General features: G+C 64.8%; 11 protein-coding genes and 1 pseudogene. 7 read left to right on the top strand and 5 right to left on the bottom strand.

The features are described from left to right. Positions 1–112: 112 nt before the first annotated feature. Positions 113–1,159, bottom strand: coding sequence for a DNA polymerase III subunit delta (gene holA / locus CIT31_RS19570; protein WP_095519985.1), 1,047 nt, complete (start codon positions 1,157–1,159; stop codon positions 113–115). A gap of 525 nt (positions 1,160–1,684) precedes the next feature. Between holA and CIT31_RS19575 the strand changes: the two genes are divergently transcribed. The 4 genes from CIT31_RS19575 (at position 1,685) to lpdA (ending at position 6,868) form a co-directional block, all read left to right on the top strand. Further along, on the top strand, positions 1,685–2,917 hold the full coding sequence (locus CIT31_RS19575; protein ID WP_065006505.1) for a 3-methyl-2-oxobutanoate dehydrogenase (2-methylpropanoyl-transferring) subunit alpha: 1,233 nt from the start codon (positions 1,685–1,687) through the stop codon (positions 2,915–2,917). 2 nt (positions 2,918–2,919) lie between these two features. Next, positions 2,920–3,933, top strand: coding sequence for an alpha-ketoacid dehydrogenase subunit beta (locus CIT31_RS19580; RefSeq protein ID WP_065006506.1), 1,014 nt, complete (start codon positions 2,920–2,922; stop codon positions 3,931–3,933). Between the two features lie 20 nt (positions 3,934–3,953). After that, positions 3,954–5,342 (top strand): dihydrolipoamide acetyltransferase family protein, encoded by a 1,389-nt coding sequence (locus CIT31_RS19585; RefSeq protein ID WP_095519986.1) that lies wholly within the window; start codon positions 3,954–3,956, stop codon positions 5,340–5,342. 128 nt (positions 5,343–5,470) lie between these two features. Then, complete coding sequence (lpdA, locus tag CIT31_RS19590) at positions 5,471–6,868, top strand: dihydrolipoyl dehydrogenase (RefSeq protein WP_095519987.1); 1,398 nt, start codon at positions 5,471–5,473, stop codon at positions 6,866–6,868. 227 nt (positions 6,869–7,095) lie between these two features. Here the strand turns inward: lpdA and CIT31_RS19595 are convergent, their stop codons facing one another. Then, positions 7,096–8,199, bottom strand: coding sequence for a saccharopine dehydrogenase family protein (locus tag CIT31_RS19595; protein ID WP_095519988.1), 1,104 nt, complete (start codon positions 8,197–8,199; stop codon positions 7,096–7,098). A gap of 124 nt (positions 8,200–8,323) precedes the next feature. Between CIT31_RS19595 and CIT31_RS19600 the strand changes: the two genes are divergently transcribed. Further along, the gene (locus CIT31_RS19600) at positions 8,324–8,752 is read left to right on the top strand and encodes an Lrp/AsnC family transcriptional regulator (RefSeq protein ID WP_095519989.1); all 429 of its coding nucleotides are present in this window, start codon (positions 8,324–8,326) and stop codon (positions 8,750–8,752) included. 64 nt (positions 8,753–8,816) lie between these two features. On the opposite strand, the gene CIT31_RS19605 is transcribed toward CIT31_RS19600, so the two are convergent. From CIT31_RS19605 to CIT31_RS19615, 3 genes and pseudogenes are all read right to left on the bottom strand, one after another. Beyond that, positions 8,817–8,987, bottom strand: coding sequence for a hypothetical protein (locus tag CIT31_RS19605; protein WP_425350619.1), 171 nt, complete (start codon positions 8,985–8,987; stop codon positions 8,817–8,819). A 35-nt stretch (positions 8,988–9,022) separates the two neighbouring features. After that, positions 9,023–9,786, bottom strand: a pseudogene (locus CIT31_RS19610) (COG4280 domain-containing protein). A 99-nt stretch (positions 9,787–9,885) separates the two neighbouring features. Further along, a complete protein-coding gene (locus tag CIT31_RS19615) occupies positions 9,886–10,644 on the bottom strand; it encodes an SDR family NAD(P)-dependent oxidoreductase (protein ID WP_095519991.1) in 759 nt (252 codons plus the stop codon). A gap of 224 nt (positions 10,645–10,868) precedes the next feature. On the opposite strand from CIT31_RS19615, the gene CIT31_RS19620 reads away from it, so the two are divergent. Together CIT31_RS19620 and CIT31_RS19625 are read left to right on the top strand one after the other, a co-directional pair. After that, positions 10,869–11,267 (top strand): RidA family protein, encoded by a 399-nt coding sequence (locus tag CIT31_RS19620; protein ID WP_206073390.1) that lies wholly within the window; start codon positions 10,869–10,871, stop codon positions 11,265–11,267. 29 nt (positions 11,268–11,296) lie between these two features. Continuing rightward, positions 11,297–12,526, top strand: coding sequence for an amidohydrolase/deacetylase family metallohydrolase (locus tag CIT31_RS19625; protein WP_095519992.1), 1,230 nt, complete (start codon positions 11,297–11,299; stop codon positions 12,524–12,526). Positions 12,527–12,570 lie beyond the last annotated feature (44 nt).

Below are 12,570 nucleotides of genomic sequence, written 5' to 3' on the forward strand. Positions count from 1 at the left end.
GGTCGTCTCACATAATTCGCGCACGTCGTCTGTCGTCGCGGAAAGCGCTGGCACTTCACGCGCGGCGACCCCCTCTGTCGTCTTCGGCGACTTCTCCCGTAAAGGGGGAAGATTAGGCTCTCTGCGCCAGCCTTGCGCTCTCAACAGCAATGCCGAGCAGCGCCTGCCGTGCCAGCGCGACCGAGAGATCCGGCCGCCGGCGCGTCTGCAGCACCGCCGTCTGCAAGCGGGTCAAAGCGCGGCCTAGCGCCTCGCTGCTCCAGCGTTCGAGGGCCTTCTCCACCAGCTTTCGCCTGGTGAAAAACACCGGCGGGCGCGCCGCGGCGACGACCGAAGCAGCGTTGCGGCCGCCGGTGTCCATCTGACCGCGCATCGCCTGGATCGCCTGCAGCTGCCGCATCGCCGAGGAAAGCACCAGAAAAGCTTGGCCGCCGGACTGGCAGTGGCGGGTGAAGGCCATGTCAAAATCGCTGACCTTGCCTTCGAGCAAGGCATCGACGGCGTCGTCGAAGGACAGACCGGAGACGTCGCCCGACGTCGCCTTGACGTCGTCGAGGCCGATTTCGGTCTGGCCGTGGGCGTAGAGCACCAGCTTCTCGATCTCGCCGCGCGAGGCCAGCCGGTCGCCGCCGAGGTTGCGGCGCAGCGCCTGGCGGGCCTCCAGCGTCATCGACATGCCGGCCTTGCGCAATTCGTCGTCGATGACCGTGTCGATGTCTTGGGCTTCGTCGGCATAGCACGGCAGCGCCATGGCAATGTCCGCCGCCTCAACGATGGCGCGCAGCCCGACGCCCTTCTTCAGGTCGCCGGCCTCGATCAGTATGATCGCGTCCCGCGCGGGCTCCGCAGTGAGCGCCTTGACGTCGTCGGCCAGCGCCTTCTGGCCGGAGGCATTGCGCACCCAGAGCAGGCGCCGGTCCGAAAACATCGGCACGGTGCGAGCCTCGTCGAGCAGGCGGCCTTCGTCGCGATCGACTTCCGAACCGTCCAGCCTGACCACCGAGAATGGATCGTCGAGCGGCAGGCCGGTTTTGCCGGCAAAGGCCCGTGCCCGCTCGGCGACGAGCCCACGATCGGGACCATAGAGCAGAACGACCGAGATGCGCCGATCCGGCCGCGCCAACCACGAATCGACCTCATATCCTTTCTTCTGTGCCATGGGTGCTGGTTAGCACGATGTGGGCGCGGGGTGAACGGCGGTCGGCGGTATTGTATCGAGGCTCCGGACGGGCAGAAAAGAAGGCCGGCCCCTCAAGACTTGGGTTCCGCGCCCGCCGCGAAGCGGGGGGAGACGTGGCCGCGAAGCGGCCGGAGAGAGGGCTTTCGTAAGGCGCGGTTCCTCCTCTCCGTCTCGGCTTCGCCAAGCCACCTCTCTCCCCCACTCCCGTGGGGGAGGAACCCAAGCCGGAATGATGCCGCGATCCCCCGGCAGGACGGAGGCGGCGCGACGGAACTCGAGGAGCGATCTTTCCAACAGGAGTTCCCGACTCTTGCGCCAGGTTGGGTCAGACCATTCGCCAAATTGCGCATGGCGGCGGAAGATCGACAAGAAATTTCGCTGACATATCTTCATCTTGACGTGTGCTCGCTGGCGCGGTTGTTGGTCCGAAGCCTTGCCCGGCGAATTGGCACTGGTCTGGCGGTGTGCAAAGATCGCACCGGGCAACATTGGAGGACGAAGGTCATGGCTGATGCGGGACTATTGCGCTTCCATGTGCCGGAACCGGAGGTGCGGCCGGGCGGGACGCCTGACTTTTCCAATGTGACCATCCCCAAGGCCGGCTCGGTGCCGCGTCCCGAGATCGACGTCGATCCGCGCACCATCCGCGACATGGCCTTCTCGATCATCCGCGTGCTCAACCGCGCCGGCGAGGCGGTCGGACCCTGGGCTGGCCTGCTTTCCGACGACGAATTGCTGGAAGGACTGCGCCACATGATGACGCTGCGCAGCTTCGATGCGCGCATGCAGATGGCGCAGCGGCAGGGCAAGACCTCCTTCTACATGCAGCATCTGGGCGAGGAGGCGGTGAGCTGCGCCTTCCGCAAGGCGCTGGCGCTGGGCGACATGAATTTTCCGACCTATCGTCAGGCAGGCCTGCTCATCGCCGACGGCTATCCGATGGTCACGATGATGAACCAGATCTATTCGAACGAGGCCGACCCGCTGAAGGGGCGGCAGCTGCCGATCATGTATTCGTCGAAGGAGCACGGCTTCTTCTCGATCTCCGGCAATCTGGCGACGCAATATATCCAGGCGGTCGGCTGGGCGATGGCTTCGGCGATCAGCAATGATTCGAAGATCGCCGCCGCCTGGATCGGCGACGGTTCGACGGCCGAGTCCGACTTCCATTCGGCGCTGGTGTTCGCCTCGACCTACAAGGCGCCGGTCGTGCTCAACGTCGTCAATAACCAGTGGGCGATCTCGACCTTCCAAGGCATCGCCCGGGGCGGCTCCGGCACTTTCGCCGCCCGCGGTCTCGGCTTCGGCATTCCGTCGCTGCGGGTCGATGGCAACGACTATCTCGCCGTCCATGCGGTGGCGAAATGGGCGGCCGAGCGCGCGCGGAAAAATCTCGGCCCGACGCTGGTCGAATATGTCACCTATCGTGTCGGCGCGCATTCGAGCTCCGACGATCCGTCGGCTTATCGGCCGAAGGCCGAGTCCGACGCGTGGCCGCTCGGCGATCCGATCGTCAGGCTGAAGAACCATCTCATCCAGCGCGGCGTCTGGTCGGACGAGCGCCACACCCAGGCCGAAGCAGAAATCCTCGAAACAGTGATCGCGGCGCAAAGGGAGGCCGAGCGCCATGGCACGCTGCATGCCGGCGGCAAGCCTTCGGCGCGTGACATGTTCGAGGGCGTCTATGCCGAGATGCCGCCGCATCTCAGGCGCCAGCGCCAGCAGGCCGGGGTCTGATCATGCCAAGACGGACAATGATCGAGGCGATCCGCGACGCCATGGACGTGTCGATGGCCCGCGACGAACGCGTCATCGTGTTCGGCGAGGATGTCGGCTTTTTCGGCGGCGTCTTCCGCTGCACCCAAGGTCTGCAGGCCAAATACGGCAAGAGCCGCTGCTTCGATGCGCCGATCAGCGAATCCGGCATCGTCGGCTCGGCCATCGGCATGGCCGCTTACGGCCTGAAACCTTGCGTCGAAGTGCAGTTCGCCGACTATGTCTATCCGGCCTATGACCAGATTGTCTCGGAAGCGGCGCGGCTGCGCTACCGGTCGAATGGCGACTTTACCTGTCCGATCGTGGTCAGGATGCCGACCGGCGGCGGCATTTTTGGCGGCCAGACCCACAGCCAGAGTCCGGAGGCGCTGTTCACCCATGTCTCCGGCCTGAAGGTCGTGGTGCCGTCCAATCCGCATGACGCCAAGGGTCTCTTGATTGCGGCGATCGAGGATCCCGACCCGGTGATCTTCCTGGAGCCGAAGCGGCTCTACAACGGGCCCTTCGACGGCCACCACGAGCGCCCGGTGACGCCGTGGTCGAAGCATGAACTCGGCGAGGTCGCCGACGGCCACTACACGGTCCCGCTCGGCAAGGCGGTGATCCGCCGGCCGGGTGCCGCTGTCACCGTGCTCGCCTATGGCACCATGGTTTATGTCGCCGAGGCGGCGGCCGAGGAGACCGGCATCGACGCCGAGATCATCGATCTGAGGACGCTGCTGCCGCTCGATCTCGAGACGATCGTCGGCTCGGTGAAAAAGACGGGCCGCTGCGTGATCGTGCACGAGGCGACGCTGACATCCGGGTACGGCGCCGAGCTGTCGGCCCTGGTGCAGGAGAACTGCTTCTACCATCTGGAAGCGCCGGTGGCGCGGGTCGCCGGCTGGGACACGCCCTATCCGCACGCGCAGGAGTGGGACTATTTTCCCGGTCCCGCTAGGCTCGGCCGCGCGCTCGTTGAAACGATGGAAGCCTAAAAGGGGGAGGCCTGACGACGATGGGCGAATATGTGATCAAGCTGCCCGATGTCGGCGAAGGCGTCGCCGAGGCCGAGCTGGTCGAATGGCAGGTCAAGGTCGGCGATCTCGTGCGCGAGGACGCGGTGCTGGCCGCCGTCATGACCGACAAGGCGACGGTCGAGATTCCCTCGCCCGTTGACGGCGAGATCGTCTGGCTCGGAGCGGAGATCGGCGACACGGTGGCGATCGGCTCGCCCATCGTCAGATTGAAGGTGGCCGGCGAAGGCAATGTGAAGGCCGCTGCGGAATCGTCGGGAGGTGAGGCGAAAGCCACCGAGGCTACCCCCACCCCGGGCCCCTCCCCACAAGGGGGAGGGGGACGAGCTTCGGCCGCCAAAGCCGATGCCAAATCGGTCGCGCGCCCGTCCGCAAAAGTTTCCGCGCGTGAGGATGAACCGGCGACGGAATCCGCCTCCCCCTTGTGGGGAGGGGTTGGGGGTACTGCGGTCGGTGGGGGTCTCGCGGCCGTCTCCGGCGCGCCACGCCTCGAAGGCGAAAAGCCGCTGGCGTCGCCGGCCATCCGCCTCAGGGCGAAAGAGGCCGGCATCGATCTGCGTCAGGTCACAGGAAGCGGCCCGGCCGGCCGTATCCAGCATGAGGACATCGAGGCGTTTCTGGCGCGCGGGCCGCAGCTCGCGAAAATCTCCGGCCTCGCCCCCAACGAGACGATCGAGGACATCAAAATCATCGGGCTCAGGCGAAAAATTGCCGAGAAGATGACGCTGGCCAAGTCGCGCATTCCGCACATCACCTATGTCGAGGAGATCGATGTTACCGCACTCGAGGATTTGCGCGCCGCGCTTAACAAGGATAAGCGCACCGGCGCGGAAAGGCCGAAGCTGACGCTGCTGCCGTTCCTGATGCGGGCGATGGTCCGGGCGATCGCCGACCAGCCCAACCTCAACGCGCTGTTCGACGACGAAGCCGGCATCATCCACCAGCATGGCGGCGTCCATATCGGCATTGCCGCGCAGACGCCTTCGGGGCTGGTGGTGCCGGTGGTCAAACACGCCGAGGCGCGCGACATTTGGGACTGCGCCGCCGAGCTCAACAGACTCGCCGAGGCGGCCAAATCAGGCACGGCGACGCGCGACGAGCTCTCGGGTTCGACCATCACCATCACCTCGCTCGGCGCCATGGGCGGTGTCGCGACGACGCCGGTGATCAATCATCCGGAAGTGGCGATCCTCGGCGTCAACAAAATGATGGTGCGGCCGGTATGGGACGGCACCCAGTTCATCCCACGCAAGATGATGAACCTGTCCTCCAGCTTCGACCACCGGGTGATCGACGGCTGGGACGCCGCGGTGTTTATTCAACGGATCAAGGCGCTGCTGGAGTCCCCGGCGCTGATTTTTGTGGATTGAGGCTGTGGTGCAAGAAATGAGAGCGGCAGTGATCCTTCCCACCCCCCTCTGTCCTGGCAGGACAGAGGGGGTGCTGTCCTTCCGGGAGGAAAAATTTTGCACCGCTGCGACGCCTTGAGAGGAACCCCATGAAGGAAATTTCCTGCAAGCTGCTCGTTATCGGTGCTGGCCCCGGTGGCTATGTCTGTGCCATCCGCGCCGGCCAGCTTGGCATCGACACGGTTATCGTCGAGTTCGGCAAGCCGGGCGGCACTTGTCTCAATGTCGGCTGCATTCCGTCCAAGGCGCTGATCCATGCGGCCGAGGAGTTCGAGAAAATCTCGCATATGGCGGGCGGCAAGAGTCCGCTCGGCATTTCGATTGGAACAGCATCCATTGATCTCGAAACGACCATCGCCTGGAAGGATGGTATTGTTAGCCGGCTGAATAGCGGCGTGGCCGGCCTGCTCAAGAAGGCCGGGGTCAAGACCGTGCACGGCTGGGCGAAATTCCGTGACGGCAAGACCGTCGAAGTCCAGACCGAGACCGGAATGCAGGTGGTCCGCGCCGAGACGGTGGTCATCGCGACCGGCTCGGCGCCGGTCGAGCTGCCGTCGCTGCCGTTCGGTGGACCGGTGATCTCGTCGACCGAAGCGCTGGGGTTGAGCGAAGTGCCGGAAAGACTTGCCGTCGTCGGCGGCGGCTATATCGGGCTGGAGCTCGGCATCGCCTTCGCCAAGATGGGCGCCAAGGTGACCGTGGTCGAGGCTTTGCCGCGCGTACTGGCGCAATATGATGCCGAACTGACCCGGCCGGTGGTGAAGCGGCTGGCCGAGCTCGGTATCGAGGTGCTTGTGGGCGCCAAGGCCAAGGGGTTGTCGACCAAGGGGGATGCGCTGCTGGTCGAAACGAAGGACGGCAAGAATGGCAAGATCGTTGCCGACAGGATTCTGGTCACCGTCGGGCGCAAGCCGGTGGTCGAAGACTGGGGGCTGGAGCAGATCGACCTCGACATGGCGGGAAAATTCATCCGCATCGACGACCAGTGCCGCACCTCGATGCGCGGCATCTTTGCCGTTGGCGACGTCACCGGCGAGCCGATGCTGGCGCACCGGGCGATGGCGCAAGGCGAAATGGTCGCCGAGATCGTCGCCGGCCACAAGCGCGGCTGGGACAAACGCTGCATTCCCGCTATCTGCTTCACCGATCCGGAGCTGGTCACCGCAGGCCTGTCGCCGGAGGAGGCAAAGGGGCTCGGCGGCGACATCAAGGTCGGATCGTTCCCCTTCGCCGCCAATGGCCGGGCGATGACGAAGATGGGTGAGGAGGGCTTTGTCCGGATCGTTGCCCGCGCGGACAACCATCTGGTGCTCGGCATCCAGGCGGTCGGTCACGGCGTGTCGGAACTGTCGACGGCTTTCGGCCTCGCACTGGAAATGGGCGCGCGGCTGGAGGATATAGCCGGCACCATCCATTCCCACCCGACGCAAGGTGAGGGTTTTCAGGAAGCGGCGCTGAAGGCGCTCGGGCATGCGCTGCATATCTAGATGTGGCAGGGACGTTGATAAGGGCGGCCCCTATGCTTCGTCATCCCAGAGCGTTGCGAACGCAAAGCGGAGCCAAGACCCTGGGATCCATGTCGTAAAAGCGGCCGAAGAATGCGACGGAGCAGAATTCTGCACCGTGGATGCGCCCTTACATCACGGCATGGGGTCTGCGCCGCGTCGCTTCGCTCCTTGCTCAGCCCCAGGATGACGAAGGCGTCGCCGGGAACCTAACCCGCCAGCCGGCTAACCATCTCGTGTTGCGCATAGGCGTGGCCGAAGCGGTTGGCTAGGAAGGCGTCGAGCGCGATGTCTTCCTGCTTGATGAAGCCCTTCGCCGGCAAGGTGCCGTCGGCCAGCATGTCAAGGACCGCGCAAATGGCTGACGCGGTGGTGATCTGGATGGCGCTGCGCACCATGTCGCCGACGCGCTTGGCGTAGATCTTGTTGGCGTAGGTTTCCTGCAGCAGGCGGCCGTTCTTGCGGCCGCTGACGGTGACGAAGACGATGACCACGTCCTGCAGCGTCGCCGGCAGGGCGCTCTCGAAAATGTCCTTCAGCACGTCGCGGCGGTGGCGCAGGCCGAGATCGTTGAGCAGCGCCTTCATGATCGCGGCATGGCCGGGGTAGCGGATGGTGCGATAGTTCAGCGTGCGCACCTTGCCCTTCAGCGTTTCGGCCAGCGTGCCGAGCCCGCCGGATGTGTTGAACGCCTCGTAGGTGACACCGTCGAGCGAAAATTCCTCGCGCTCCTCCAACGGCGGCACCTCGATCAGCTCGCCTTCGACGATCGCCTCGCAAGGCTCACAATATTCATTGATAACGCCGTCCGTGCTCCAGGTCAGATTGTAGTTCAGTGCATTCGACGGGTACTGCGGCAGCGCCCCGACCCGCATGCGCACGCTTTCCAGCGTGTCGAAGCGGCTGGCCAGATCGTTGGCGACGATCGAGATGAAGCCCGGCGCCAGCCCGCATTGTGGGATGAAGGCGCTGTTGGCGGAGCGCGCCAATTCCTTGACGCGCCTGGTGCTGACGACGTCCTCGGTCAGGTCGAGATAGTGGACGCCGGCGCTGGCTGCCGCTTCGGCAATGCGCGTGGTCAGGTGGAAGGGGGCGGCGCTGAGCACGGCGAATTTGCCGGCCAAAGCGGCTTCGAGCGTGCCTGATGCTTCGATGTCGAGTTCAAGCGTCTTGACCGTTTCAGGCAGTTCGGCCGCGCCGAGCTGCGCCGCCGAGCGGTCGACGAGGGTGACGTGATAGTCGCCGGTGGACGCCAGCATCTCGGCGATGGTCGAGCCGATTTTGCCGGCGCCGACAACGATGATTTTCTTCATAACAGTTCCCTCGCCTTACCTCTGACAAAGAAGATAGAATCGCAGCTTGCCCGTCGAAAGGAAGCGTGGAAGTGTTCGAAACGAAGTGGCTTGCTGATCAATATGCCGATGAGGTTCGTCGAAAGTGCTTAGCAACGCCGAACAGGCCCTGCTCTCCCTGCTGCGCGCGAAGGCGCGCGCCTCGACGGCCGAGCTGGCACGGCGGCTCGGCGTGTCGCGGACAACCGTTCAAAGCCGGATCGAGCGGCTGGAACAGCGCGGCATCATCACCGGCTATAGCGTCAGGCTTTCGCCTGACTATGAACAGGGACTGGTGCGGGCGCATGTCCTGCTCACCGTCACGCCCAAGCTTGCCGACAAGGTTGTGCGCAGCCTGCAGGCGCTGTCGCCGGTGCGGACGCTGCATTCGGTGAGCGGCAATTTCGACATGATCGTCATCGTCGACGCGCCGTCGATCAAGGATCTCGACACGCTTCTCGACCAGATCGGCGCTATGGATGGGGTCGAGCGGACGTCATCCTCGATCATCCTATCGACGCGGATCGACCGCTGACGGGCCTTCAGCCGACATGCCATCGTAAAACAATGTTCGAGAGAGCGGATGTCCGCTCCTTTGATCACTGGTGCCGCGCGGCGCGGCGGACACTCTGCACCAGGATGGCGAGGCAGCCGATTAGCAGCAGGATGCCACCAAAGAGCGGCGGCAGCGCCAGAAACTTCACCGCCGCCGTGATCGCCGCGATCAGCAGCAGGGCGAGCAGCGCCAGATTGCCGTCGTCGTCGAACATGCCGATGAATTCCCTCACAGCAAGGCGAACGAGGTTCATCGGGCCAACCCTCCGATGGCTGCGGGATAGGCGCTGTGCAGCCAGCGCACGATGGCAAAGGACGCCAGCGCGACGATCGCGAAGATCGCGAGCAAGGCCAGATCGTCGCCCGGCCAGTGCGCATCGGTCCAGAAGATGCCGAAGCTGGTCAGCATCAGCCCGACGACGAATTTGAGCGCCTTTTCCGGGACGCGCGCCAGCGGCCGATGCAAAGCGAGGCCGATGAGCATCACCAGGACGAACGCCGCCAGGGCGCCGAGGCTCGCATAGAGCGTCTGCCCGTGTGCGGCGCCGACTGCGATGACGATGAACACCACTTCGACACCTTCGAGCAGCACCGACTTGAACGCCGCCACTCCCGCCAGACAATCGGCCCGCCGATCATTGGCCTGCCGATGCAGCACCGCGGTTTCCCTGGAAAGGCCGCCTCCTCGTCATGCAGCGCGATGACACCGCCGGCGCGCAGGATGGCCTTACGCAGCCAGCGCATGCCGAACAGGATCAACAGGACACCGACGACAAATTGCATGATGGTGATGGGAACGAGCGCCAGCAGCGGCCCGAACGTCATGACCAGTGCGGCGAGCAGCGCCAGCGCCAGTGTCGCGCCGATCAGCGCCGGTCGCCAACTGCGCGTTACGCCGACCGCGAGCACGGTGGTGAAAGCTTCGACGGCCTCGACGAAGGAAGCGAGAAAAGCGGCCGTGATGGGCGAGAAGATGGGTGTGAGCCGGTCATTTTTTCCGTCCTCGGGGGCTATGACCGTTTCTTAGTATGGACGCGGGGGCGGCATCCGACCCCGATTCTCACAAATTTGTACGCCATTTGAGCTTGTCGGCGCTGCCTCTGCCTCTTGCGCTCAACCGCCGATCAGATCCAGAAACGGCAGATTGCTGGCCATCAGGCCAGCGTCGACATTCAAGGTGGTGCCGGTAATGCCGCTGGCAAAGGGCGACGCCAGGAATGCCGCGGCGCGGGCGACCTCGACGGGCTCGACCAGCCTGCCGAGCGGATAGAGCTTGCCGACGGCTGCGAGGATCTCCGGCTTGTGGGCGAGGCGATGCTCCCAGGCTCCGGTGCGGATCGAGCCGGGAATGACGGCGTTGGCGCGGATGCCGTTGCGGCCTTCCTCGGTGGCGATGGCGCGCACCCAGGCGTTGAGTGCTGCCTTGGCGGCGGCGTAGGCGGGATTGCCGAAATGGGCTTGCGCGTTCACCGAGGAGATGAACACGAAGGCGGCGCCTTGTGGCTGGTTGCGCATGACGGGAAGCAATTCCTGCGACAGCAGGGCGGCGCTGCGGAAATTCAGATTCATTTCGCGGTCGAGGGCGGTCGTCGAGACATCGGCGAGCGTTTCCGCCCGCGTCCAGCCGGCGTTAGAGATGACCGCCGCCGGTGCCGCGCTTTCCCCGATGCGCTTGGCAAATGCCGCCACGGCGCCGTCATCGAGCAAGTCAAAATGGTGCACTTCTTCAATTCCGGCCCCGGTCAGGCCGGTGCCCTCACGGTCGCACGCAATAACCCTTGCCCCGCATGCGGACAGGACGGCGACCAGCGCGCTGCCGACGCCGCCAGCCGCACCTGTCACAACCACGCTGCGGCCACTGAAATCGATCATGCGGCTCCTCGCTTTTCCCTGGCCAATCCTCGCTTGCCGGATGACTTGACGCAACCACCTGCCACGCAGGATGCTGGTGCTCTTGTAATAAAGCAACATAAATTCCAAAAAATGTTGCTTTCCAACACGGCCTGTATGAGAATCGCCGCGGTCGGCGTAGACCTTGCGGCAGGAAACCGGAAACCGGCGCAGCGAAAGAGCCGAACCGCGCGGAATCTCCGGCGATGGCCGCCAATGTTTTGAACAGGAGACTTTCCTTGCCCAAGCAGTGTTTTGGAACTTCCCACGTGCCGCTGTCGCCGGCGGTCCGGGCCGGCGACATGGTCTATGTCTCCGGCCAGGTGCCGGTCGGCAGCGACGGCACCGTGGTTGTGGGCGGCATCGCCGAGCAGACCGAGCAGGTGCTTTCGAACGTCAAGGCGGCGCTGGCGCTGGCCGGCTGCAGCATGGACGACGTGGTCAAGACGACAGTCTGGCTCGAGGACGCGCGCGACTTCAGCGCTTTCAATGCCGTCTATGCCCGGCATTTCCCAAAGGATCCGCCGGCCCGCACCACGGTCGAGTCACGGCTGATGATCGACATCAAGATCGAGGTCGAGGCTGTCGCCTACAGACCGATTTGACGAGAAAACGGGAACGGAGCCGGACGCCGATGCAATTTGATCTTCTCCTGAAGGGCGGCCGCCTTATCGATCCGGCGTCCGGCCTCGACGCGCAACGTGATCTGGCCATCGCCGGTGGCCGCATCGCCGCGATCGATTCCGACATTCCATTCGAGCGTGCCGCACGCGTCATCGACGCCACCGGTTCCATCGTCGCGCCCGGCCTCATCGACCTACACAGCCACGTCTATTGGGGCGGCACTTCGCTCGGCGTCGATGCCGACCGCCTCGCCGCAAAAAGCGGCACCACCACCTTCATCGATGCCGGAAGTGCTGGCGCCGGCAACTTCCTCGGCTTTCGCCGCCATGTCATCGAGCGCTCGAAGGTCCGCATCCTGGCCTATGTCAACATTTCCTTTGCCGGCATTTTCGGCTTCTCGCAGACCGTTTCGGTCGGCGAGTGCAGCGATCTCCGACTCTGTGAACCGCGCGAGACGGTGGCGGCGGTGCGCGAGCACGCAGACGTGATCGTCGGCGTAAAAGTCCGCTCGGGTCGCCACGCCGGCGGCAGCAGCGGCATCGCGCCGGTCGATCTGGCGCTCGAGGCCGCCGACCAGGCCGGCCTGCCGCTGATGGCGCATATCGACGAGCCGCCGCCAGGCCGCTCGGAAGTGCTGCCGCGGCTGCGCAAGGGCGACATCCTCACCCACTGCTTCCGGCCGTTTCCCAACGCGCCGATCTTCGCCTCGGGCGCGGTTCGGCCCGACATGCGGCTGGCGCGCGAGCGCGGCGTCATCTTCGATATCGGCCACGGCATGGGCTCATTCGACTTCGAGGTCGCCAGGGCGATGCTCGGCGAGGGGCTGGCGCCGGATGTGATCAGCAGCGACGTGCATCTTTACTGCGTCGACGGTCCCGCCTTCGACATTCTAGTCTGCATGTCGAAACTGCTGGCGCTCGGCATGCCGCTCGTCGAGGTGCTGCGCGCCGCAACGCAGCGGCCGGCCGAGGCGATCGCAAGGCCCGAGCTTGGCACGCTGGCGGTCGGTGCCATCGGCGACGTCGCGGTGCTGCGGCTGCGGCCGGGGCGCTTCACCTTTGTCGATGCGGTCGGCGCCTCGCTGGTCGCCGAGCAAAGGCTGGTCTCGGACGGCATCGTGATTGGCGGGACCTGGTGGCCGAACGAGGCTGCTAACGATTTCGGCGATACCGAGCGTTTCGAAGCGCATGCGCATGAGACGCATGTCGATGTGGTGAGCCGGCATTTCGGGCGTGGGTGATCTCCCCCGTGAAGGGGGAGATGTCGCCGAAGGCGACAGAGGGG

It is taken from the genome of Mesorhizobium wenxiniae (genome assembly GCF_002284535.1).
Taxonomy (GTDB): Bacteria; Pseudomonadota; Alphaproteobacteria; order Rhizobiales; family Rhizobiaceae; genus Mesorhizobium; species Mesorhizobium wenxiniae.

What these genes read in the sequence shown, in the direction of transcription:
- holA (WP_095519985.1), bottom strand. Translation starts at nt 1,159, where the DNA reads ATGGCACAGAAGAAAGGATATGAGGTCGATTCGTGGTTGGCGCGGCCG.
- CIT31_RS19575 (WP_065006505.1), top strand. Translation starts at nt 1,685, where the DNA reads ATGGCTGATGCGGGACTATTGCGCTTCCATGTGCCGGAACCGGAGGTG.
- CIT31_RS19580 (WP_065006506.1), top strand. Translation starts at nt 2,920, where the DNA reads ATGCCAAGACGGACAATGATCGAGGCGATCCGCGACGCCATGGACGTG.
- CIT31_RS19585 (WP_095519986.1), top strand. Translation starts at nt 3,954, where the DNA reads ATGGGCGAATATGTGATCAAGCTGCCCGATGTCGGCGAAGGCGTCGCC.
- lpdA (WP_095519987.1), top strand. Translation starts at nt 5,471, where the DNA reads ATGAAGGAAATTTCCTGCAAGCTGCTCGTTATCGGTGCTGGCCCCGGT.
- CIT31_RS19595 (WP_095519988.1), bottom strand. Translation starts at nt 8,199, where the DNA reads ATGAAGAAAATCATCGTTGTCGGCGCCGGCAAAATCGGCTCGACCATC.
- CIT31_RS19605 (WP_425350619.1), bottom strand. Translation starts at nt 8,987, where the DNA reads ATGTTCGACGACGACGGCAATCTGGCGCTGCTCGCCCTGCTGCTGATC.
- CIT31_RS19615 (WP_095519991.1), bottom strand. Translation starts at nt 10,644, where the DNA reads ATGATCGATTTCAGTGGCCGCAGCGTGGTTGTGACAGGTGCGGCTGGC.
- CIT31_RS19620 (WP_206073390.1), top strand. Translation starts at nt 10,869, where the DNA reads ATGGCCGCCAATGTTTTGAACAGGAGACTTTCCTTGCCCAAGCAGTGT.
- CIT31_RS19625 (WP_095519992.1), top strand. Translation starts at nt 11,297, where the DNA reads ATGCAATTTGATCTTCTCCTGAAGGGCGGCCGCCTTATCGATCCGGCG.